Below are 22,466 nucleotides of genomic sequence, written 5' to 3'. Positions count from 1 at the left end.
ATAGATATTGTCTATGAACAGAAGGCAAGCCAAGCGATTTAATTGAGGGCCTGATAGACGGCCATCCGAAATTTACGAACAAATTCTCCATAGTGCGCGAAAGGCATCACATTGGTATAAACCAGTAGAATCAAGTCTTCTTTGGGATCGATGGTGTATTCGGAGCAATAAGCGCCGCCCCAGGTATAAGCCCCTGGCGTAGCCTGATCACCATATCGGCTACGGTCAGTAATTAGCTGAAAGCCAAGACCGAATTTGTCCTGACGGTCCCAAACTTCAGCGGCCCCAATCTGATTTTTAAGCATCATATCAACCGTCGACCGACTCAGAATGCGTTTGTTGTTAAAAATGCCACCGTTAAGCATCATCTGGCAAAACTTGGCGTAATCGTCAATGGGACCTACCAGACCGGCCCCACCGGCAAAATACGTTTTAGCGCCCGCCACCGGGTAAGTGCGATTCGCGTTATTTTCGTGAATAATGAGGGGTTTGTCGGCACTTTCCTTTGCATACAGCTCAACCAGACGGCTAGCTTTATTGGCAGGCAGGTAAAAATAGGTGTCGGCCATTCCCAAGGGCTCCAGCACGCGTTCCCGCATGGCGACGTCCAGCGGTTTGCCCGCCAGAATCTCAACAAGACGACCAATGATGTCTGTGTTTAAGCCATACGTGAATGCTTCGCCGGGGTCCTGGATAAGGGGGCGGGTTGCCAGTCGGTTAATGACATCTTCGAGTTTGTCGGCTTGCAGCGAATTAAGATAAGGAACCTTAAACTCAGGGCGCTGGTCGAGCGGATGGTCGTAAGGAATACCCGCATTATGACTCAGCAGGTGCCGAATGGTGATTTCACGCTTGGCAGGACGGGTTTCGTAGGTTCCTTTTTCCTTATCGACGCTGACGAGCACTTTCGGATTTTTGAACGCCGGAATGTACTTGGAAATCGGATCGTCGAGCACAAATTTCTGCTCCTCCAGCAGAGTCATCAGCGTGACGGTCGTAATGGCTTTCGTTTGAGAAGCAATGCGGTAAATGTCGTCCCGTTTGAGTGGCGTTTTCTTTTCAAGATTGCTGTAGCCATATGCTTTATAGTGAACAACCTTTCCTTTGCGTGCCACAAATGTGACCGCATTAGGAGCAATCCCCTGATCGATAAACCCCTGTAGCAGGTTATCCAGCCGCTTGAGCCGTTCCGCCGAAAAGCCAGCATCGGCAGGTGCTTTAGCGGGTACAAAGGTCTGAGCGGGCTGGGCCATCAGCCTAGAAGGGAAAGCAAGAAAAAACCAATAAGCCAGAAAAAGAGGCAGCGCTTTCATACAAGTTACGGTAGGAGAAGGGTAATAGGCTGAAGTAGTGACTACAAATATGCCCGAATGGCGGCAGCTGTTTCCGCCAGCTCTTCCTGACTCAGCTTCAACTTGTTGTTAAAATTCATGTCTGCCATGCTGTTCAGCGGAATCAGATGGACATGGGTGTGAGGAACTTCAAGACCGATGACTGCCACGCCAACGCGCTTGCAGGGAATGGCCTGTTTGATGGCTGGCGCAATTTTCTTGGCAAACTGCATCAAGCCGGTATACAGCTCATCGTCAAGATCAAAAATATAATCGATTTCTTGCTTGGGAATAACCAGCGTATGGCCTTTCGCGCAGGGAAAAGCATCCAGGAAGGCAAGGTATTGGTCGGTTTCGGCAATTTTATGGGCCGGGATTTCGCCGTTGACAATGCGGGTGAAGATAGAAGCCATGAAGGAATAGAAATAGAAAAATGAATAATGAAAAGTAAGTCGCTGCAAATTACACGACTCTGTTTACTCTTCATTATTCATTCTCCATTATTCCGCAAAAACTAGCGTGCGATTTCCAGTACTTCAAATTCCAGCATCCCAGCCGGAACCCGAATTTCGGTAGAATCACCTACTTTTTTGCCTAGAAGGCCTTTTCCAATGGGGGAGCCCACCGAAATTTTACCTTGTTTAAGGTCTGCTTCTTCTTCGGAAACGAGCGTATAAGTAACCTCCATTCCGTTTTTCTTATTTTTTATTTTGACGCGGGACAGTACCGAAACCTGAGACGTATCGATAGAGGATTCATCCAGCAGACGGGCGTTCGAGACGATTTCTTCCAGCTTAGAAATTTTTAATTCCAGCAAACCCTGAGCATCTTTGGCAGCGTCGTATTCGGCGTTCTCGCTCAAATCACCCTTGTCGCGGGCTTCCGCAATTTGCCGGGCAATGTCCGTCCGGCCCTTGGTTTTAAGGTCATTCAGCTCAGTTTTTAGCCGGTTAAGCCCTTCTTCCGTGTAATACGAGATTTTACCCATATTGGTCTTGTTGATCTAGAACTACTAATTTTTTATATCCTTCGATTTACCGAAATGACAAACACGCCCACCAGAGGATTTTTCAACCCCTAAAAAAACAAAAGAACGGTTCACCGACCGTTCTCCCTACAAAATTGGTTTATTTGTAGCGAAGCGTCAGGGCCCCTCAAGTGGAAGTATGTGGAAAAGCCGTTTGTTCATTTTTGAATTTCGGGTCAACAAAAGTACAAATTCCCTGCATTAGAGGCAATGTTGCGCCAGTAAAAGCTATCAAATGACAGATTTATAAATGAATCATTCGTTGCGAATCATCTTCATGGGAACGCCCGATTTTGCCGTAGCCAGTTTAAATCGGCTTCTGACTGACGGGTGTAATGTAGTTGCCGTAATCACGGCGCCTGACCGCCCATCAGGACGGGGTTTACAACTCACGGAATCACCGGTTAAGAAAGCAGCTTTGGCGGCGGGCTTACCCGTTTTACAGCCAGAAAAGTTACGCGACCCCCAATTTTTGGAACAGCTGCAAAGCTACAAAGCTGATATTCAGGTAGTGGTGGCGTTTCGGATGCTTCCCGAAGTGGTTTGGGCCATGCCAACCATCGGCACGTTCAATCTCCACGCTTCGTTGCTACCGCAGTACCGGGGGGCGGCACCCATCAACTGGGCCATTATTAACGGGGAGACACAAACGGGCGTGACTACCTTTTTTATCGAAAAAGAAATCGATACCGGGCAGATGATTTTTCAGGATGCCGAACCCATTCATCCCCACGATACGGCGGGAACGCTGCACGACCGGTTGATGATCAGGGGAAGCGAACTGGTGTTGAGAACGGTTCACGCGATTGAAGCGGGAGTTTTCCCGCGCATACCGCAACCGGCAACCGAAGAGTTTAAAGCGGCCCCAAAGCTCAGTCGCGAAACCTGCGAAATCAACTGGTACCAAACTGCCGAAGCGGTTCAGAACTTTGTGCGTGGACTGTCGCCTTATCCGGTGGCCTGGACAAAGATCAATGGCAAGCCATATAAAATTCACAAAGTATCGGTGAGTAATCAGTCGGACTTTGCCGCTATGCCGGGGCAGGCTCATACCGATAACCGGAAGTTTCTACACATAAAGGCAGAAAACGGCTGGTTATCGGTAGACGAGCTGCAAGCGGAAGGAAAGCGTAAAATGACCGTCGAAGAATATTTCCGGGGAAACAAACTCTAACTTTTACAGGGATCGACGATCTGATTTGAACTGATGCGCCGCCAGTCCGGATGGAACAGGCCGGAACGGCGCACTTTTAGGCGCGCTTCGAACCGTTGATCTGGCCGCTGTTTTTTTGTTTTTCTTCCGACGGCCCCACCAGATAATAAAACCGCTGATGGGTAGAGTCGCGCAGACAAGGCTGGCACAAAAGGCTATTATTTTACCGGGTAAGCTTAAGATCGCTCCCACGTGAATGTCGTAGTTCATCCGGCGCAGTTTATCGCCAAAACCCGCTTTGTTGTAGACTCCGAAATACGGCCCTTCGCCCTTCAATTCTTTCAGCGTATACTGATCGAAATTGTAGTAATCAGTTTTGTAATAGGTGCTTGGGCGATGGTTGATCGAGACGCTGATCGACTCCGAAGCCAGTTCGGGAGTTGAGATATACAGACTGGCGGTTGCGGCCTTGGTTGGATAAAACCGATACCAAAGCCGATCGACCGGCTCGGCAAACTGCCGGGTCGCCGTTGAGTCGGACAGGGGTTGGCTGTACACTGGCATGGTTTTTCCGCCCGTAGTTGCCCAATAGATGGAATTAGAAAGCCATTCGATTCCAAAGATCATGCCTGTAATGGCCAGAATGACCGCAATGGACATAGCATAAAAACCGGGCACGTTGTGTAGGTCATAATTGACCCGGCGCCACTGGGCTTTCCACTTCACTTTAAAGCTTTTATCCCGGTTGGCTTTGTTGAGGTTCTTAGGCCACCATAACACCATGCCCGTAATCAACAGGATTGTGAAAATAAGCGTGCCATAGACTACTACCTGTTGACCAATCACTTCGGGCAGCCAGAGATAATAATGGCCGTGAAGAATGAAGTGGAAAAAATCAGTTTCCTCGTCTACCACTTTCAGCACTTCACCAGTATACGGATTCAGGTAAACCTGGTAGTAATAATCCGGGGCAGCTCCGTAAAATGGCACGTTAACGCTCCGGCCCAGTTCCCCGTAGTTCACTCCCTTGGCAGGTTTGCCCGGCACCTGTTTTTCCGCAATCGCTTTCAACTGGGAAGGCGGCAGGACTTTGCCGTTGGCCACGGGTTCAACATATTGAAAAGGGCGAATCACACTTTTGATTTCTTGCTCAAACGCCAGGATGCAGCCCGTAATGGCTACAATAAACACCAATAGCCCGGACGTAAGTCCAAGCCAGAGGTGCAGTTTTCCAACCACTTTTTTTACTGTCATATGCAAATTGCTATATCAACACAATTTAGTAATGCTAGCACAAACTAGAAGCGATACCCAATGCTCAGGCGGAAATTACGCGGAGGATCATACTGCCAGTAGTAAGATTTGCTCCACGAATAATAAGCACCTGAGTAAGATTTAACATCAAAAATATTGTTAACATTCAGCGCTACGGTCATGCGGGCGTTGCTCCACGAAACCGCACCGTCGGCCCGGAATACGTTGGGCAACGTTGGATCTTTGGAGGTAGCATCGCTAAACCAGCCAAAGCGGTCGAGTTCCCACTGATACCCCAGCGAAAGGCCAAGTCCTTGCAGACCGCCCTTCCGCAGCCGGTAGGAAAGCCAGGCGTTGGTCACGTGCCGGTCGAAACCAGGGACTGGCATGCCTACGTTTGCCTCGCGGCTATCCTTGCTGATTTTGGCGTCGGTATACGCGTAGTTCAAAACAAGGTTCATGCCCGGTATAATTTCCCCCCGTACGTCAACTTCTACCCCGCTGGCCTCAGTCTGGCCCAATTGCGTCGAGAAGTTCGGGTTAGTGGGGTCCGTAGTCAATACGTTATTTTTGGTAATCTTATAAACCGAAACCGTTGAGTTCCAGCGACCGTCAGCCCAGTCTTTTTTCAAACCGGCTTCCAGGTTGTTTCCGGTAATCGGATCGAAAGCCCGGCCGTTGCGGTCAATACCTGACTGCGGCACAAAAGCCTGGTCATACAGTGCATAGACCGACGTTTGTTTGTTGATTGAGAAGCTGGCGCCAACCCGCGGTGTAAATACGGTTTCGTCCGTGCCCGACCCATACTGGCTGTCTTTGGTTGTGGTTAACCGTCCCGCCAGGGTCAAGCGAATCCGATCGTTGAGGAACCGCAGTTCATCCTGTACGTAGAGGCCCGCGTATGACTGGCTCATCACGTTGGTTCCTGCCCGCTGAAGGAGGCTAAGCGACCGGTTGAACCGAGGTAACAACCGGGTCGGCAAATAATAGTTCGGCGTGTTAGCGTTGAATACAAAGGCGCTGTCGTACTGCGGAAAAGAAGAGTTAAAGTCCGCGATGTATTTTCTGGTACCCAGGTCCAGACCACCCAGAATCCGGTGGGTAATAGGTCCTGTAGTCACTTCGCCATTGACAAAAATCTGTCCAAATTTGCTGTTGTCAAGGGCGTCCCAAATGCCCACAGTCCGGTAAACTTCACCTGTTACCCGGGCTGAATCGGCCCAAAGTGAAGAACCAATTTGGTTGTAGTTAAAGTAGGCCATCTGAGCCGTTAACTTCCACTTATCGTTGATCTGGTGTTCCAGATACAGAAAAGCACTGTTGTCTTTGATGTTCGTTGGTTCAAGATTGGCCGACGCAATGGTTGAGTTTCGGGGCAAGCTACCGAGGCCGTTAGCCGAGAAAACATAGGCGGAACCAATCGCCGACATGCGCGAAAACTGGTAGGTATATTCAGCCGTTAACGTTGTGCGGTCGCTGATTTTGTAACGCAGTACGGGCGCAATTGTGTAGCGGTCATTGGATTCAAAATCCCGGAAAGAGCCTTTCGACTGGCCCATTACATTCAGGCGGTATAACAACCGACCGTCCTGGCTTACTTTACCGTCCAGATCAACCGTAGCGCGGTACGTATCGAAGCTACCCACAGTCATCGTTGCCTCGCCTTTAGTCATACCGGTCGGTTTTTTGGTAACGACGTTGTAAAAACCACTGGGTTCACCATTGGCCATCATAAAACCAGCCGGACCTTTCACAAATTCAATCCGTTCCACCATCGACATGTCTTCGGCCAGCGGTCCCCAAACGGAGGTTACATTCATTCCGTTTCGGAACGGAGAAACCCGTGATCCGCGCATGTTCAGACGGGCATAATTGCCCCAGTGCTCATTTTTAGTAACCCCACTGACATTACGGGAAACGCCTTCCAGCATGTCAAAAATCTGCTGGTCAGCAATTAGCTGGCGGTTTACCACCTGAATGTTTTGCGGAATTTCGAGCAAAGGCGTTTTCAACCGAAGACTGGATGAGGGGATATCCGTTTTATAACTCTGTTTTCCTTCAACAACCATTTCCTGCAACTGCTCCGATTGCTCGATCAGGGTTATGTTAGGTACCTGTACTGTTTCACCAGCGGCAACTGTTATTTGGTGCCGAAGCCGACTGAAACCTACAAGGCTAATCACTAACGTTTGTTGTCCGGCAGGAACATTCTGAATGGTAAATTCTCCTTGAGCATTGGTGATGGTTCCCAAACGGGTTCCCGCCACGCGAACGTTCGCTTGCTCCAGCGGGCTTTCACTAACCGCAAGAATTTTTCCGGAAACAGTGCCCGTGTTCTGCGCCAAAACGCTGGTGCTCATCCCGGTTAAAGCAATCAGAAGTAGAGTAAGGCAATATCCGATATTGGAAAAAGAATAAGCTCTATAAAATTTATTCATTTTTGTTATTTAGACTAATTACAAGTAGTGCAAAATTAGTACGCACAAATGAATTAGCAACAAATTGGATAAAAAAATTAAGTAGGCTATAGGTCTAAGTAAGGAGTAATACCTAGTAAAGAACACTATGAAGGTGAGGCAACTACTAAAAAGAGTCGATTAAACTAAATCAGTAGCAATTTTAGCAGAAAGCAAACAAAGCGGAATCCCGCCGCCCGGATGAACACTACCACCGACAAAGTAGAGGTTTTTGAACTCTTTGGAGAAGTTAGGATGACGAAGAAAGGCAGCAAAACGGTTGTTGGAACTATTCCCGTACAAAGCTCCCTGTGAACTGGAAGTCCGAAGCTCAATGGTGCGCGGGTCAAGAATGGCCTCGCACTCAATTAAAGGCGCTATATCGTGGCCGAGTACATGACTCAGCTTGCGAATAATATTCTGGCGGGTCTTGGTAATCAAGGCATCCCAATCCTGGCCTGTGTTGTTGGGCGCATTGATTAGCAGGAACCAGTTTTCGCCACCCGGCGGTGAATCGTCAGACTTGTGCTTGGACGTAATATTGAGGTAAATCGTTGGATCGTCGAAGAGGTCCTGGCGGTGAAAAAGATGGTCAAACTCCGCACGGTAATTATTGCTGAAGAAGATATTATGCAGTTTCAGCTCTGGAAATGTTTTTCGGATACCCCAGTAAAAAATCAATCCTGAGCTGGATTTCGGTTGCCTTAAAATCCGCTCTGGTTGCCGGGCATGGGGGAGCAGCTTGCGAAACGTGTTTACCACATCCATGTTGGAGACAACGAGATCCGCCTGAACTTCACTTTCTGATGTTGGGGAATGGCCGGGCGCTATTTTGAGTCCTGTTACCTGCCCCTTTCTGGACATAATTTCCCGCACCGCCGTGTTAAAGTGAAACCGAACACCCAGATCCTCGGCCAGCCGAACGAGGCTGTTTGTGATGCCAATCATGCCCTCTTTCGGGAAAAAGGTGCCGATGTTGTATTCCAGGTGCGGAATAATGTTCATCGTGGCCGGCGTCTGGTAGGGGTCAGAGCCGTTGTAGGTAGCGTATCGGTTGAATAACTGCACCAGCTTAGGGTGTTGGAAACGCTGCTCATTGGCCGCATTCATCGTCCCGAAAATCCCTAGTTTATGCAGATTCAGGTAGCCATTCAGCGCATCCGCGTTGAACCAGGTGGACAGTTTATGAAGCGAGCGGTGCAGGAATAACTTTTCCGTGATCTCGTATTTCGTCGCGCTATCCCGCAAATGGGTCAGCAGGTGTTCGGCAGGCTCACCAAGCGTTGCTTCCACCTCGGTTCCGAAGCGGGCAGGGTCGGACCAGGCCGTTAAACGCGTACCATCGTCCCAGAAATAGCGGCAGGTTTCTTCCAGTTGAATGTACTCAAAATAGTCGGTCGGATTTTTGCCCGCTAGCTGAAACAGTTCCTCCACCAAGTGGGGCATGGTGAACAACGACGGCCCCGCGTCGAAGCGGTAACCTTTTAGCTCAAAATTAGAAAGCTTGCCGCCCGCATACCCGTTTGCCTCAAAAACAGTTACCTGATAGCCCTTGACAGCCAGCCGAATGGCCGACGCAATACCAGCAATACCAGCGCCAACAACAGCGGCCGTTTTCAAGGACATACTACGTAATGTTTCGGAATGAGCAAGTAAAAAGCTTCGCAGCGGACGGCTTAGCTTACTTATAACCGCTTGTAATAATTTAATGTTACTGATGGCGCATTGGCACGCTCGCTGAGCGTGTAAAAACCGTTACCTTCTTTGTCGAATGCTATTGCTTCGCCCTGGGGTTCCAGATGGACAACCAGCGCCCGGCCATTGCTGCGCTGCATCGCATCGGCAAGACTCTGTCCATTTTCCCGGCGCCAGTGCTGTACGCCTAAATAAGTGCGAAGCAGAATTTCGTTTCCGTCGGCTGAGACGCTGCCGCCCGTAACCATATTGAGGGGAATTTCGCCTAGATAAGCGGCCTGCGTGATTTCGCTCGTCGATTGCGGGTAGGGTAGGCGGTAAAGGCGGGCGTTATCTTCGCGCTTGGTAACCACAAAAATATCTTTCGTTTTCGGGTCAACCAGCAAGGCTTCGGCATCGCGGGGACCGTCGGGATAGCGAAACGCAATCCGGTCATAGCTGGTTACGGCTTCGTTGGGGCTTTTGGGTTCCGGAAACCGGTAGACAAAACAGGCGTCGTGCTGATTAATATTGTCACCGATATCCGCCATGTATAAATACGATGTCCCATCCTGCGGGCCAGGGCCAACGGCTAAGTCTTCCCAATCCCGGTTTTCGAAGGGCAGCGTAATGCGGGATACCAAGGCCCCACTTTTATTAATAAGGCTAAGTATTGCCGGACTGCCACCGTCTTCGTGCACCCAGAGGTGACCGCTGATGGTGCGACTATCCACCAAGCCGGAAGCTTCGTCAATCAAACCCGGCTGAATGGGGCTTTTTTCGGGGGATGAGGAAAAGCGGTCGGACGTTTTTTTGCCTCCGATAGACAGCTGTTCACAGGATGTAAGCGATACCAAAAGTACCGTTACAAAGAAGGCGGAGTATTTTACGATCTGTTTTTTCAAGGTTGGATGTGGTTGTATTCTTGCTTATAACGCACTTTGGCGCTATAAAGATACGAATCGGGCTTTAAATGCTTGCAAGAACAGCCTTGGGCAGCGTTTTGGACTATCTACTCCACCAGCGGCCAGTTATCCTGATGCAAAGAACAATGGAATGTCAGTTCCGGTGTATCTTTGTCGGAATGAAAACGTATTTTCGCTTATTGTCTTTTGCCCAACCGCTGAGCCGCTTCCTGGTGCCGTTTGTGCTAACCTCATTGCTAGCCAGCGTTTTTGGGGTTTTAAATTTTACCTTGCTGATTCCGCTCCTGAACGTGCTATTTGATCGGGTAGATCCGCAGAAGATGCAAGATTTCCTAAATCAGCCCGCGCCGAAGCTCGAACTCAATACGTCGCTTGTGGATGTATTTCAGTATTATTTTGCCCAGTTTTTTCAGATTTACGGCAAAGTAGGAGCACTGCAATTTGTGTGTGCCGTCATTGTTTTATCGGTTCTGCTAAACAACTTATTTAAATACTTGTCCGTACGCCAACTCGAAAGTTTCAAGGCCCGGATGGTAGCTCGGCTGCGCGAAACGGTTTTTGCGCGGACCCTGCATTTGCACCTTGGTTTTTTCTCCACCGAGCGCAAAGGAAACATCATTTCCCGCATTCTGACGGATGTTCAGGAAGTCGAAAACTCGATTGCGAATACGTTATCAGCGGCCTCTAAAGAATTTTTCCTGCTCATTGCGTATATCGTTGCCTTGCTTAGTATCTCCGTTAAATTGACCTTATTTGCTATTTTGGTTATTCCTGTGTCCGGGATTTTCATTGCAACGCTGGTGCGGCGTATGAAGCACGACGCGCAGGAGGGGCAGGAGCGTTTGAGTTCGCTGGTTAGTTTGCTGGACGAAGCCTTCGGCGGTATGCGCGTCGTGAAGGGATTTGTAGCGGAAGGCTTTATCCTGAATAAATTCCGGGAAGAAAACGACGGCTACCGAAAGGCTGTGCAGTCGCTGGCTCGGCGGCGGGAACTGGCCTCACCTTTTTCGGAGGCGATGGGGGTTATGGTGGTCGCCGGGATTTTGCTGTATGGAGGTTCGCTGGTATTGTCCAATCAGTCGGCCTTATCGGCGGAGGAGTTTATTGCCTACATTGCCATTTTCTCGCAGGTGACGCGTCCGGCTAAAGACATTTCCAATGCGTTCAGTGGTTCACAGCGGGGGATTGCCTCGGGGGAACGGGTGTTGGAATTAATCGACACGGCTCCGGCGATCCAGGACAAACCGAACGCCATGCAGTTGGGCGATTTCAAACAGGCCATTGAGGTGCAGAACGTTTCTTTTGCGTACGAAAAAGACGTTCCGGTTTTAAAAGACATCAATTTTGTCCTGCAAAAAGGAAAAACAATCGCGTTGGTTGGTTCCTCCGGCGGCGGAAAATCGACCATTGCCGACTTGATTCCCCGGTTTTATGACCCCAACGAGGGACAAATTAAAATTGATGGTGTAGACTTGCGTGATTGCACCACCCAGTCGTTGCGGCATTTGATGGGCATTGTTACCCAGGAAAGTATTTTGTTCAACGATACCATTTTCAATAACATCGCTTTCGGAAGTGAGGCCACGGAAGAACAGGTCATGGCCGCTGCGAAAATTGCCAACGCACACGATTTTATCATGGCGCAACCGCAAGGCTACCAAACCCTGATCGGCGACCGTGGTGGACGCTTGTCGGGCGGCCAGCGCCAGCGGATCAGCATTGCCCGGGCGGTGCTGAAAAACCCGCCTATTCTTATTTTGGACGAAGCAACCTCGGCGCTGGATACCGAATCCGAAAAGCTGGTGCAGGAAGCCCTGACTCGTTTGATGAGCAACCGCACCACGCTGGTGATTGCCCACCGCCTGAGCACGATCCAGCACGCTGACGAAATTCTGGTGGTGCATCAGGGCAAAATTATCGAGCGCGGCACCCACCACGATCTGGTGGCTCTGGACGAAGGGTTTTACCGACGCCTTAGTTCGTTGCAGAACATATAAAAAGAAATCCGGCTCGAAGGCCGGATTTCTTTTTATAGCTAAGTTTAATAATTACTTGAGTTGAGCTTGCAGTCTTTTGGCAACTGAGTGCGTTTTGAACGAATTATCCAGCTTATCATACAACGAACGAGCCTCTGCTTTCGGAAACTGTGGCCAATACCAGTTCAGTAAATAAAGGCTCAACAGCGAATTAGGGTTGTTCCGAATGCGCTCTTCCACCTTTTTATTTTGCTCGGTCTTAAGCCGTTTTTCTTCGCGGGTAACACGGTTGCTAACCGACGTATCACCCGGTGTCCGGTGACGCTCGTTGTAAAGCTCCATCAGAATTTCGCGGTAAGGACGGTCATCTTTATTCTGAAATTCCAGCCATTGTTCCGTTAAAGGCGAGCCTTTGACAATTGATTCCCGAAAAGCTTCTTTCGTTCCTTCCAGCGTTAAATTGCCGTCCCAGACAAAATTAACCTGCCCTGGCAAGCCATCGACAACAATGTTGTAGAAATCGACTTCTGGAATATCGCGCTCAAATTTAAACGTTCCCTGACTCGCTTTCGTCAGGTCGACCGTCACGGTTTTGCTGTTGCTATTATCGGTTTTTTTCAGGTATACCGTAACATTATCCAGACCCGGCACATTTCCGACAATGCGAAACGTGCGCTGTGCAAACGCGTTGGTCGTTAGCAGAAGAGCGACAAGGAGGCTCCAGTTGTATAAAGAAAAAGAGGTTTTCATTTTTTTCAAGGATGATCGAAACGACAGCTTCTAGTTTTGTAAAACTAGCAGAAAGGTATTCTGGTTTTTAAGTATTTATGAAGAGTCCTAAAAGGCCGGACCAGCAGTGGTCAACGGGCAAGGTCATCGGCTTAGTCGAGAATGCCCATCTCGGTCAACATAGCTTCTGTAATGGCTCTTCTGCCTGGAACAAAAGTAGCAGGCGTCGGCGACGGATTCTCGATATTGGTAGCAAAGTAATACACCCGGTTCTCTTTTTCAACGTAGCCAACAAACCAGCCAATGTTGTTATCGTCCAAAACCGCCCAGCCTGTCTTGCCGTAAAGCTTGTACGTCGGTTTTTCGTCCAGGAGCATTACTTTTTTCAGGATAGCCAGATTGCGCGGCGAGAAAGGTACTTTCCCATCATGCACGCGTTGCAGAAAATCAATCTGTTGCTCCTGGGTAATGCGGGATTTTCCGCGTAGCCAAAAACTATCGATGTTATCTGCCGTGATGTCCATGGTGCCGTAGCCGACGTTGTTCACCCATTTTTTCATGCGCTCAACGCCTATTTTTCGCGCTAGCTCCTGATAGCACGGCACGCAGGATACCCGAAAAGCAGAGGCTAAGTTCTGGTCGCGGTTCCAGTCGGCAATTTCGCGCTGAACGCCGTCCCACTTCATCACGGTTTGCTCGTCTTTCAAAATGCCCGTTTCCAGCCCGATCAGGGTGTTGAGAATTTTGTACGTAGAAGCAGGAATGAAGCCTTTGCGGCAGCGCTCAAAATTATACGCCGTAAAATGACCTCCCTGGTCGGCATTCTTCTGGGGATCAAATAATAAAAAAGAACCTTTAAGGGATTTTTCCTTAAAAAAGCGTTCGAAATCAGGCCGCTCCGTAACGCGGGCCGTTGGGCGCAACCCTAGCAGAAAAAGGGTGCTGAGTAGCAGGACAATTTTTTTCATTATATCGTGAAGTTACTGGGAGGCCGTAATGGATTGAATTTTCACAAATTTACCCGCTCCGCCTTTTTCACCCAAAGCAGGCTCAAAACCAAGCCCAACAATGGTGCTTCGCCAGCTTGGAACTTTGGTCATGTCTAACTCATAGGTGTGGAACTGGCCATCGCTAATGATGGGGAAGTCCAGAATCCGGTCGGGTAGAAACTCTGGATCGTCGGTGATGCGCCAGCGCAGCCGGGCATGCGTAGCTTCCGTATTGTAGGCGGCCCGGACGTAAATTTTAGGAATATCGCTGGCTTGCCAAAAAACGAAAGGTCCGGAGGTCAGGAAGTTACCTTGCGCGAGGGAAACGTTCAGCTCATTGTTGATTGGCCAGCCCGCGTCGGTCGCGAAACCATAATATTGCCAGTGCTGCCGGTCGGCCACGAAGCGGTAATTGGGTGCTTTGCTGGGGCGTGGCTGGGCGTAGGCATACTGGCGAATCTCGCTCAACGAGCCAACAATAAGTGTGTAATTATAGTCGTACTGGATGTTATGATCCAAAATTTCGTAGTAAAACGGAGCTAACGAAGTTGTAGAGACATCGTATTCGCCGCCCCGGCCAGCGGCCCCGGCACTACTGGTAACGAAGCTGTAATGGTCTGGCTTCCAGACGCCCAACCCCCATTTCTGCTCATTCACCATAGCCACCCAATTTTCCCGGCTAATGAAATTGGTGGTAGTTCCTGGACTTTGCAGGGTAGACAGCGTATCGTTTGTAAATGGTTTCCAGCCGTTGTAAAAGGTAACGATGTGGTACGGGCCGTTGGTGTAAACGGCCGGAAGTTCCTGCGGGGTAGAAGGGTATTGCTTGGTATCGGAACGGAAGTTTGTAAGCTTGCAGCGGACTTTTACCGTATTGTTTTCCAGGGTAATCCAGGTTTCGACGTGGCAGTCGGCAACCTCGCCAATAACTGGCCAGATCATCGGCTGGGTCTTGATGTACATTTGCCGACCGTCGTTCTCGAAAGCAAGTACCTTGGATCGATTGCCAAGGTAGTCGCCGGATTGAACGGGATTCCAGCCCAAACCGTACCAATAGGGGTGAGGTTCTTTCCCATTTGGTTTGTAAGGAACCGGTCCTGAATAAAAAGACGCCTGAATCTGCCGACCAGTATCGTAATTGTTAATCAGATTGACGCCGCTGCCCGTTAGACCCAGAAACGTAATTGAGCCGCCCATGTTAAGATCAACGCCTACCCGAATGGCTCCGTTTTCAATGTACGAAGGTTTAGGCGGAGCTGTAACAATTGGTGCAGGCGGATTGCCTGAGCCGGGTTCTGGTATTTGCTGGGGCCATACCCGTTCTTCGTACTTGTAACATCCGGCCAGGAATAAGCCCATCAGAACCGCTGATGACTTTATTAAATGGCTTAATTGGCGCTTCATAGAGGGTTGAGCTTTCGATTTGAGTAATCTGAGTTTGCCAAGCAAATTAGAAAGCTCTAGTCAAGAAACAAAGGCTAGAGGAGTATAAAGCAAAAGAGAAGGGGTTAAGATTTGGTTAGAAATAACCGGATTTGTAACATTTTTCAGATTGGTGGTTTGAAATTGGGTGATAACCGCTACTTTTGTGCAATTTTTTGACCATACCGGAATAGCCGGTTCGACAGCGCCGGTTGGCAGTTTTTAACTGCATGACTGCCAATTAGGTTACAAACGGGCCAGGCGTTCCAGGGAGTCAGAGAATATCCATTGCAAGGTATTCATTAGACATCCTTTTTTTCCACTGAATAATGCCAAAAGATTCCTCCATCCGCTCGGTTCTTATCATCGGCTCCGGCCCTATCATTATTGGACAAGCGTGTGAATTTGACTACTCTGGCTCGCAGGCGGCTCGCTCGTTGCGCGAGGAAGGTATTGAGGTTGCGTTGATTAACTCTAATCCGGCAACCATCATGACCGACCCCATCAATGCCGACTATGTGTATCTGAAGCCCCTCGAAAAGAAATCCATCGTCGAGATTCTGAAGAAACACCAGGAAATGGGAAAACCAATTGATGCTGTGTTGCCTACTATGGGCGGCCAGACAGCACTCAATCTGGCCATTGATTGTGACAAGGCAGGGGTCTGGAAAAAATACGATGTTCGGATTATCGGGGTTGATATCAACGCGATCGAAACCACGGAAGACCGCGAGAAATTCCGGCTGAAAATGCTGGAGTTAGGCGTTGGTGTCTGCAAAGGCCGCACGGCCCGTTCCTTCCTGGAAGGAAAAGAAATCGCTCAGGAAATTGGGTTTCCTTTGGTAATCCGGCCTTCCTTCACGCTCGGCGGAACGGGGGGCGGATTTGTCGAAAAACCAGAAGATTTTGATAAAGCGTTAAACAACGGCTTGCATGCCTCGCCCGTTCACGAAGTGCTGATTGAGCAAAGCGTGATGGGCTGGAAAGAATATGAGCTGGAATTGCTGCGCGATGGAGCCGGCAATTTTATCATTATCTGCTCTATTGAAAACTTCGATCCGATGGGTATTCATACCGGCGACAGCATTACCGTCGCTCCGGCCATGACCCTGCCCGACACGCTTTACCAGAAAATGCGTGACCTGTCGATCAAAATGATGGACGGAATCGGGAAGTTTGCCGGTGGTTGTAACGTGCAGTTTTCGGTTAATCCGGAAAACGACGACATCATTGCCATCGAAATTAACCCACGCGTAAGCCGCTCCTCGGCGCTGGCTTCTAAAGCGACGGGTTATCCGATTGCCAAAATTGCCGCTAAAATGGCCATTGGCTACAACCTGGATGAATTGCTGAACCCAATCACGGGCACTACATCGGCGTTCTTCGAGCCAGCCATTGACTACGTAATCGTTAAAGTACCCCGCTGGAACTTCGATAAATTCCCAGGCTCCGACCGGACGTTGGGTCTGCAAATGAAGTCGGTAGGAGAAACGATGGGAATTGGCCGGAACTTCCAGGAAGCCCTGCAAAAGGCCTGTCAGTCGCTTGAAATTCGCCGCAACGGCCTTGGTGCCGATGGCAAAGAGCTGACCGATCAGGAAGCCCTGAAAAAGAGCCTGGCGCATCCAAGCTGGAACCGCTTATTCCATATCTACGACGCGTTCAAAGCGGGTCTGTCTTTCCGAACCATCCAGCAATTGACCAAAATCGACAAATGGTTTTTGTACCAGATTGAAGAATTGGTCGAAATGGACAAGGAAATGCAGCAATATAGCATCCAGACCATCCCGGATGAGTTGTTACTGAAAGCCAAGCAGAAAGGCTACGTCGATCGCCAGATTGCCCACCTGTTGCATTGCCTCGAAAGCGATGTCTTCAACAAGCGGGAAAGCCTGGGCATTCGTCGGGTGTACAAATGCGTAGATACCTGCTCGGCTGAGTTCGAAGCGAAAACGCCTTATTACTACTCGACTTTCAACGCTACGCCCGAAGATCCAGATAATGAGTCGGTAACGACCAATAAGAAAAAGGTGGTTGTATTGGGCTCGGGACCAAACCGGATTGGGCAGGGCATCGAGTTTGATTATAGCTGCGTTCACGGCGTACTGGCTGCGAAAGAATCCGGTTATGAGACCATCATGATCAATTGCAACCCGGAAACCGTTTCGACTGACCCGGATATTGCCGACAAACTGTATTTTGAGCCGGTTTTCTGGGAGCACGTGTACGACATCATTCGCCACGAAAAACCCGAAGGCGTTATTGTGCAGTTGGGTGGCCAGACGGCCCTGAAAATGGCCGAAAAGCTAACCAAGTACGGTATAAAAATCATTGGTACAAGCTGGGAAGCACTCGACCTGGCGGAGGATCGCGGGCAGTTTTCGGCCCTTTTGCGCGATAACGATATTCCTTATCCGCAATTCGGAACCGTCCGTACGGCTGATGCTGCGGTTGAGTTATCGAAGGAACTAGGCTTCCCGCTACTGGTTCGGCCAAGCTACGTATTGGGTGGTCAGAGCATGAAAATCGTGATCAACGAGGCCGAACTGGAACAGCACGTTGTCAAGATTCTGTACGATATTCCTGATAACAACATCCTGCTCGATCACTTCCTGGAAAACGCCATTGAAGCGGAAGCCGATGCGATTTGCGACGGTGAAAACGTGTACATCATTGGGGTTATGGAACACATCGAACCGGCGGGTATTCACTCGGGGGATTCGTATGCGCTCTTGCCGACGTTTGACCTTAGCGAAAACGTCATTAAGCAAATCGAGGATTATACGCGCAAAATCGCGGTTGCCCTGCGGACCGTTGGGTTGATTAACATCCAGTTTGCCATCAAGGACGAGAAAGTGTATGTCATTGAGGCCAATCCTCGTGCGTCGCGGACGGTGCCATTCATCTGCAAAGCCTACCAGGAGCCGTACGTGAACTACGCAACCAAGGTGATGCTGGGCGCGAAAAAAGTAACTGACTTCGACTTCAAGCCGGTCAAGAAAGGATACGCGATCAAGATTCCAGTATTCTCGTTCAACAAGTTCCCGAACGTGAACAAGGAATTAGGGCCAGAGATGAAATCAACGGGTGAAGGAATCTACTTCATCGATGATTTAGAAGACGAATTCTTCTTAAAAGTCTATTCGGAGCGGAATTTGTATCTGAGCCGGTAGTTACTAAATTCTATTGAATAAAAATGCGGTAAAAGTTCTTTTTACCGCATTTTTGTTTTTATACAGCTACAAAGCAACGTATAAAAGCAGCTAACTTTACGGTTTCCATCAAGGTGGCAAAAGACAATACACGCGAACCCCTACACCATGACAAGCCCTTTTTTCAGGAAGTTGAGATTCGTCTCTGGTATTTTTCTTCTCTTCGTCAGCTTTTGCAGCAAAGCCCAGCAGACTGATACCAGCTTTGTTCGGACGCAGGCCAAAATCCCGCCCCATCTAAAAGGCATTGAACGGGCGCCGGGTTCGTCAGCGCTAGGTGCCGTTTATTATTATGGAGAGCAACGGCTGCGGTCGCCTTTCTCGTTGGATGTTCCTTTTTATGAAATGGCCGATCCGGTAGTCACGCGCCATTACCGGGGTTTTCGTACCTTGAACACCATCAGCCAACTGACGGCGCTAGCTCCCTTGGCCTATTTGCTTTTTCAGGAAAAAGGCTCCCAAACCCGGACTCGGGAATATTGGTATTTGTATCTGGGCTCCGTAGCGGCTTCGCTCGGGCTGACCATTGCCGGCAATGTTAAAGTCTCCAAAGCGGTCAAACGGTATAACCAGGTTTTACTCGAAAATCGGCTCGGCTTTTCCATCGCTCCGCTGCCGGGAACGGGCCGGGCGGCCGTTGGGATCGGGTGGGTCGGGCAGTTTCGGACGCAACCGCATTAAAACACTTCATTTATAAAACGTACATGAAAAAAAAGCTTTTACTTCTTTCCTTTGGCATTTTGCCCATCCTGGCACCGGCGCAAACCATTGTTCAGCGGGATCCTGAGATCGCCAAGTTGGTCGGTGAGATTTCTGCCGATAGCCTGCGGGCGCACGTTGATAAGCTGGTGAGCTTTGGAACGCGTCATACGCTTAGTCCAGACACGGACAAAAAGCGGGGGCTTAGTGCGGCTCGCCGTTGGGTTTTGAGTAAGTTTCAGGAATACGCGAAGCAATCAGAAGGTCGCTTGACGGCCACCATCGATACCTGGACGTTGCAACCGGACGGTAAGCGGGTGGACAAGCCAATCGAGATGGGAAACGTGATGGCTACGCTGAAAGGCACCGATCCGTCTGACAACCGCGTTTTTCTGGTAACAGGCCACATTGACAGTCGCGTGACCGACGTGATGAACCGCGAGGCGAATGCGCCGGGTGCCAATGACGATGGGTCGGGAACGGCGGCGGTCATTGAACTGTGCCGCGTGATGAGTAAAGCGAAATTTTCGGGGACGATTGTGTTCGTAACAGTTTGCGGAGAAGAGCAGGGACTGTTGGGTGCAGGACACTTAGCAGAGCGGGCCAAAGCCGAAAACTGGAACCTGCAAGCGGTGCTGAACAACGACATCATGGGTTCGAACAACAGCAGCGAAACCAAGATTATTGATAATACGCGTTTGCGGGTTTTCAGCGAAGGCTTGCCCCTTTATCAACTGGCTGATCGGGCGGCGGGAATCCGGCAGTTAGGAACCGAAAACGATGGCCCTGCCCGCCAGCTTGCCCGTTATGTGAAAGAGGTCGGCGAACGCTACGTGGACAAACTGGAAGTAGTCATGATTTACCGCAACGACCGCTACCTGCGGGGCGGCGATCACACGCCTTTTGTTGAGCGGGGTTTTGCAGCCGTGCGTTTTAGCGAAATGAACGAAAATTTTGAGCACCAGCACCAGGATTTACGTGTGCAGGACAAAGTTGAGTATGGTGATTACGCCAAATTCATGGATTTTGAATACCTGCGCAAAAACACGGGCATCAATCTGGCGTCGCTGGCCAATTTAGCCAAGGCCCCGGCATCCCCGGAAAATGTGACGGTAGAGGTCCGCAATCTGACCAATTCGACGGCTTTGTATTGGCAGGCTCCGAAGTCTGGTAAAGTGAAGGGATATTACGTACTGATGCGCGAAACGCACTGGCCGTTCTGGCAAAAGAAATTCTTTACGGATAAATTAGGGATGACGATTCCGTATTCAAAAGACAACTATTTCTTTGCCGTTCAGGCGGTTAGTAATGATGGGAACGAGAGTCTGCCTGTCATTCCCAAATCTAATTTGCGTTGATCAGGTTTGGAGCGCAACATTTTAGCACCTAAAGGAGTACAATAGATAGAAAAAGGGTCTTTTTTGATAATGTGACCAAATTTTTTGTACCTTACCTTCATTCAGAAGAGAATTTTTTAACTATACATGTAGCCAATTAATTATGAGAAAACTATTGTACTTCATGAGTCTAGTGGTGACACTGGCTGGACTTACCTCATGTACGAAAGATGATGATCCAGAACCCTCGCCAGTAGTTGGCAGATGGGCTATTGACCGTGCAAAATATTCTGGTTTTACAGGGGAATTCGCCGGCAATAATGGACGTGAAGAGGATCTCTCTAATTCAACTTTAACAGGTTTTAGTGATGAATTTGAAGTAAAATCAGATAACACATTTGTCGGAACTCAGAGAGCGAATGGACTAGTTGCAGATTATCAAGGAACTTGGGTTTTTGGTAGTAATCAATTAACCTTGAAATATGATAATGGCGATGAAGAGACTCTAGAATTTGATAACTCTAGAACGCCTCATAAGTTGACTGGGACCTTAATTCCAACGAGTCAACGTTTTTTGAATGCTGCAAGAGATACAGTATTAGTTAACTATAATGTTCAGCTTATTTACGCAAAGAAGAATTAAATAATCATTCTTATAGTAGCCTCTGATGAAAACTAATAGTTTTCATCAGAGGCTACTTTTTTGTCCGAGCTATACCCAGCAAAAAAGGGAACGATGCGAGCACCGTTCCCTTTTGGACACATTATAGATGAAGTATAATCCTGAACTAGTATTATTGAAATCCTACGCAATTTCGTAAATATTAGTTAATTTATAAACTAGTTTTCGAAAAAATTTAATAATATTTTAAATAATACCTTTCAGTGAGAAGTAAATATTTAAAAATGAGTACATTTACTAAGTAACCTTAACTGAATACATTTAGCTATATTATTAAATTTTAACGTAATATAGTACAAAAAATACAAAATATGAAATCTCCTTTTTCTCGCCGGGAGTGGCTGCGAAGCGGTGCTCTTTTGGCGGCTGGGTTCTCGGGTCTTAGTCGCTGGAATCCCGCTCAATCGTACGCTGCCCGCCGTGAACAAGCTTTTTTTAAGGAATTTGCCGCTCTGGCCGATGACCAACCACGTATTCGGGCTCGTATTGCCTTCAATGAAAATCCCCACGGCATTTCGCCAAAAGCCAAAGAAGCCTTAATTAAAGCGGTTGAAACTGGCCATCGGTATTCCTGGATGGAATCGGCGCAATTGAAGCAACTAATTGCCACCAAAGAAGGTGTAAAACCAGAGCAGGTTATGTTATGTGCGGGCTCATCGGAAATACTGATGGGCGCTGCTTTGTACTTCACGGGTGAAGGCGGAAAGATTGCTACCTGTCGGCCCACCTATGATGATTTGCTGGAACTGGCACAGGCTTTCAAAGCAGAAATTGTTTCGGCTCCCCTTACTAAAGAATATAGCTACGACCTCAATGCATTAAAGGCTAAAGTTACGCCAGATGTAAAGCTGGTTTATATCTGTAACCCGAATAACCCGACTGGTACCATTATTCCGCCGAACGAGTTAACTGCTTTTTGCAAGGAAGTATCCCAGAAAGTACCGGTTTTCGTTGATGAGGCTTATATTGACTTTATGAAGCCAGAAGATCGGCCGGTGCTGCCAAAATTGATTGCGGAAGGATATAACGTTCTGATTACGCGTACTTTCTCGAAAATTCATGGTTTTGCCGGGCTGCGACTAGGCTATGCCATTGGGCCGGAAAAAATGCTGAAGGGCTTGCGCGATTTTACCCGCGGGGAATTTAACCTAAGCGTTACGACGGTGATGGCCGGTATCGCCAGTTACCAGGATACCGAATGGCAGTCTTTCGTGCGGGCGGAAAATACCAAAGGCCTTGATCTGCTCTACAAAGGATTAAAGGAGCATGGTTACGAATATACACCCACGCACGCGAACTTCGTTTTGTTTCCCATCCGCATGAAAGGTAAGAAGTTCGAACAGGAAATGTTCAAAAATGGCATTTTCACTTCAACCCGCGAATTTGACGCGCAACCCTATTGCCGGGTCAGCATTGGCACCTTAGACGAAATGGGAATGTTTATGGACGTTTTCAAAAAAATAGCCGGTTGATTTGCGCGCCAAAACAAAGCCTTAGGCTCTAGAAAAGAGCGTGATACAAGTCCGTTGGTACACTTTTTAATAGCGAGCCAGCTCCTCAACAGGGGCTGGCTCGCGTGCTTTAAACATTGCACTATCA

At 48.8% G+C, this 22,466-nt stretch carries 17 protein-coding genes; 7 read left to right on the top strand and 10 right to left on the bottom strand.

The annotated features are described in order from the left end of the window. Nucleotides 1–38: 38 nt before the first annotated feature. The 3 genes from L0Y31_RS02850 to greA all read right to left on the bottom strand — a co-directional run bounded on the left by L0Y31_RS02850 (nucleotide 39) and on the right by greA (nucleotide 2,319). Nucleotides 39–1,313 (bottom strand): serine hydrolase domain-containing protein, encoded by a 1,275-nt coding sequence (locus L0Y31_RS02850; protein ID WP_234735626.1) that lies wholly within the window; start codon nucleotides 1,311–1,313, stop codon nucleotides 39–41. A 41-nt stretch (nucleotides 1,314–1,354) separates the two neighbouring features. Continuing rightward, nucleotides 1,355–1,744 (bottom strand): HIT family protein, encoded by a 390-nt coding sequence (locus tag L0Y31_RS02845; protein WP_234735625.1) that lies wholly within the window; start codon nucleotides 1,742–1,744, stop codon nucleotides 1,355–1,357. A gap of 101 nt (nucleotides 1,745–1,845) precedes the next feature. After that, nucleotides 1,846–2,319 carry a transcription elongation factor GreA gene (gene greA, locus L0Y31_RS02840; RefSeq protein WP_234735624.1) on the bottom strand — a complete coding sequence of 158 codons (474 nt, stop codon included), beginning with the start codon at nucleotides 2,317–2,319 and terminating at the stop codon, nucleotides 1,846–1,848. A 289-nt stretch (nucleotides 2,320–2,608) separates the two neighbouring features. Between greA and fmt the strand changes: the two genes are divergently transcribed. Next, nucleotides 2,609–3,532, top strand: a complete 924-nt coding sequence (fmt, locus tag L0Y31_RS02835; protein WP_234735623.1) for a methionyl-tRNA formyltransferase — start codon at nucleotides 2,609–2,611, stop codon at nucleotides 3,530–3,532. Nucleotides 3,533–3,535: 3 nt separating this feature from the next. On the opposite strand, the gene L0Y31_RS02830 is transcribed toward fmt, so the two are convergent. The 4 genes from L0Y31_RS02830 to L0Y31_RS02815 all read right to left on the bottom strand — a co-directional run bounded on the left by L0Y31_RS02830 (nucleotide 3,536) and on the right by L0Y31_RS02815 (nucleotide 9,800). Continuing rightward, entirely contained in the window at nucleotides 3,536–4,765 is a 1,230-nt protein-coding gene (locus L0Y31_RS02830) for a PepSY-associated TM helix domain-containing protein (RefSeq protein ID WP_234735622.1), read from the bottom strand. A gap of 44 nt (nucleotides 4,766–4,809) precedes the next feature. After that, the gene (locus L0Y31_RS02825; RefSeq protein WP_234735621.1) at nucleotides 4,810–7,125 is read right to left on the bottom strand and encodes a TonB-dependent receptor; all 2,316 of its coding nucleotides are present in this window, start codon (nucleotides 7,123–7,125) and stop codon (nucleotides 4,810–4,812) included. A 237-nt stretch (nucleotides 7,126–7,362) separates the two neighbouring features. Next, nucleotides 7,363–8,847 (bottom strand): 1-hydroxycarotenoid 3,4-desaturase CrtD, encoded by a 1,485-nt coding sequence (gene crtD, locus L0Y31_RS02820; protein WP_234735620.1) that lies wholly within the window; start codon nucleotides 8,845–8,847, stop codon nucleotides 7,363–7,365. A 59-nt stretch (nucleotides 8,848–8,906) separates the two neighbouring features. Next, nucleotides 8,907–9,800 carry a PE-PGRS family protein gene (locus L0Y31_RS02815; protein ID WP_234735619.1) on the bottom strand — a complete coding sequence of 298 codons (894 nt, stop codon included), beginning with the start codon at nucleotides 9,798–9,800 and terminating at the stop codon, nucleotides 8,907–8,909. A 179-nt stretch (nucleotides 9,801–9,979) separates the two neighbouring features. Here L0Y31_RS02815 and L0Y31_RS02810 point away from each other — a divergent pair, with 179 nt between their 5' ends. Further along, entirely contained in the window at nucleotides 9,980–11,818 is a 1,839-nt protein-coding gene (locus L0Y31_RS02810) for an ABC transporter ATP-binding protein (RefSeq protein WP_234735618.1), read from the top strand. Between the two features lie 51 nt (nucleotides 11,819–11,869). Here the strand turns inward: L0Y31_RS02810 and L0Y31_RS02805 are convergent, their stop codons facing one another. From L0Y31_RS02805 to L0Y31_RS02795, 3 genes are all read right to left on the bottom strand, one after another. Continuing rightward, nucleotides 11,870–12,547, bottom strand: a complete 678-nt coding sequence (locus L0Y31_RS02805) for a DUF4369 domain-containing protein (RefSeq protein WP_234735617.1) — start codon at nucleotides 12,545–12,547, stop codon at nucleotides 11,870–11,872. A gap of 131 nt (nucleotides 12,548–12,678) precedes the next feature. Continuing rightward, nucleotides 12,679–13,494: a class D beta-lactamase gene (gene blaOXA / locus L0Y31_RS02800; RefSeq protein ID WP_234735616.1), complete on the bottom strand. Its 816-nt coding sequence runs from the start codon at nucleotides 13,492–13,494 to the stop codon at nucleotides 12,679–12,681. A gap of 12 nt (nucleotides 13,495–13,506) precedes the next feature. Further along, complete coding sequence (locus L0Y31_RS02795; RefSeq protein ID WP_234735615.1) at nucleotides 13,507–14,919, bottom strand: hypothetical protein; 1,413 nt, start codon at nucleotides 14,917–14,919, stop codon at nucleotides 13,507–13,509. A gap of 347 nt (nucleotides 14,920–15,266) precedes the next feature. Between L0Y31_RS02795 and carB the strand changes: the two genes are divergently transcribed. From carB to L0Y31_RS02770, 5 genes are all read left to right on the top strand, one after another. Then, a complete protein-coding gene (gene carB, locus L0Y31_RS02790) occupies nucleotides 15,267–18,110 on the top strand; it encodes a carbamoyl-phosphate synthase large subunit (RefSeq protein ID WP_234735614.1) in 2,844 nt (947 codons plus the stop codon). A gap of 147 nt (nucleotides 18,111–18,257) precedes the next feature. Continuing rightward, nucleotides 18,258–18,830 (top strand): hypothetical protein, encoded by a 573-nt coding sequence (locus L0Y31_RS02785; RefSeq protein WP_234735613.1) that lies wholly within the window; start codon nucleotides 18,258–18,260, stop codon nucleotides 18,828–18,830. Nucleotides 18,831–18,853: 23 nt separating this feature from the next. Continuing rightward, a complete protein-coding gene (locus L0Y31_RS02780) occupies nucleotides 18,854–20,206 on the top strand; it encodes a M20/M25/M40 family metallo-hydrolase (RefSeq protein ID WP_234735612.1) in 1,353 nt (450 codons plus the stop codon). Between the two features lie 142 nt (nucleotides 20,207–20,348). After that, nucleotides 20,349–20,828: a hypothetical protein gene (locus L0Y31_RS02775; protein ID WP_234735611.1), complete on the top strand. Its 480-nt coding sequence runs from the start codon at nucleotides 20,349–20,351 to the stop codon at nucleotides 20,826–20,828. Between the two features lie 350 nt (nucleotides 20,829–21,178). After that, nucleotides 21,179–22,339 (top strand): pyridoxal phosphate-dependent aminotransferase, encoded by a 1,161-nt coding sequence (locus L0Y31_RS02770; RefSeq protein ID WP_234735610.1) that lies wholly within the window; start codon nucleotides 21,179–21,181, stop codon nucleotides 22,337–22,339. The last annotated feature ends 127 nt before the right edge of the window (nucleotides 22,340–22,466 follow it).

The organism is Tellurirhabdus bombi (assembly GCF_021484805.1).
GTDB classification, from domain to species: Bacteria; Bacteroidota; Bacteroidia; order Cytophagales; family Spirosomataceae; genus Tellurirhabdus; species Tellurirhabdus bombi.
The sequence above is the reverse complement of the archived record's forward strand: the minus strand, read 5'-3'. Positions and strand labels throughout refer to the sequence as shown.

Excerpts from the sequence above, each read along its gene's own strand:
- L0Y31_RS02850 (WP_234735626.1), bottom strand. The coding sequence starts at position 1,313 with ATGAAAGCGCTGCCTCTTTTTCTGGCTTATTGGTTTTTTCTTGCTTTC.
- L0Y31_RS02845 (WP_234735625.1), bottom strand. The coding sequence starts at position 1,744 with ATGGCTTCTATCTTCACCCGCATTGTCAACGGCGAAATCCCGGCCCAT.
- greA (WP_234735624.1), bottom strand. The coding sequence starts at position 2,319 with ATGGGTAAAATCTCGTATTACACGGAAGAAGGGCTTAACCGGCTAAAA.
- fmt (WP_234735623.1), top strand. The coding sequence starts at position 2,609 with ATGAATCATTCGTTGCGAATCATCTTCATGGGAACGCCCGATTTTGCC.
- L0Y31_RS02830 (WP_234735622.1), bottom strand. The coding sequence starts at position 4,765 with ATGACAGTAAAAAAAGTGGTTGGAAAACTGCACCTCTGGCTTGGACTT.
- L0Y31_RS02825 (WP_234735621.1), bottom strand. The coding sequence starts at position 7,125 with ATGAGCACCAGCGTTTTGGCGCAGAACACGGGCACTGTTTCCGGAAAA.
- crtD (WP_234735620.1), bottom strand. The coding sequence starts at position 8,847 with ATGTCCTTGAAAACGGCCGCTGTTGTTGGCGCTGGTATTGCTGGTATT.
- L0Y31_RS02810 (WP_234735618.1), top strand. The coding sequence starts at position 9,980 with ATGAAAACGTATTTTCGCTTATTGTCTTTTGCCCAACCGCTGAGCCGC.
- L0Y31_RS02805 (WP_234735617.1), bottom strand. The coding sequence starts at position 12,547 with ATGAAAACCTCTTTTTCTTTATACAACTGGAGCCTCCTTGTCGCTCTT.
- blaOXA (WP_234735616.1), bottom strand. The coding sequence starts at position 13,494 with ATGAAAAAAATTGTCCTGCTACTCAGCACCCTTTTTCTGCTAGGGTTG.
- L0Y31_RS02795 (WP_234735615.1), bottom strand. The coding sequence starts at position 14,919 with ATGAAGCGCCAATTAAGCCATTTAATAAAGTCATCAGCGGTTCTGATG.
- carB (WP_234735614.1), top strand. The coding sequence starts at position 15,267 with ATGCCAAAAGATTCCTCCATCCGCTCGGTTCTTATCATCGGCTCCGGC.
- L0Y31_RS02785 (WP_234735613.1), top strand. The coding sequence starts at position 18,258 with ATGACAAGCCCTTTTTTCAGGAAGTTGAGATTCGTCTCTGGTATTTTT.
- L0Y31_RS02780 (WP_234735612.1), top strand. The coding sequence starts at position 18,854 with ATGAAAAAAAAGCTTTTACTTCTTTCCTTTGGCATTTTGCCCATCCTG.
- L0Y31_RS02775 (WP_234735611.1), top strand. The coding sequence starts at position 20,349 with ATGAGAAAACTATTGTACTTCATGAGTCTAGTGGTGACACTGGCTGGA.
- L0Y31_RS02770 (WP_234735610.1), top strand. The coding sequence starts at position 21,179 with ATGAAATCTCCTTTTTCTCGCCGGGAGTGGCTGCGAAGCGGTGCTCTT.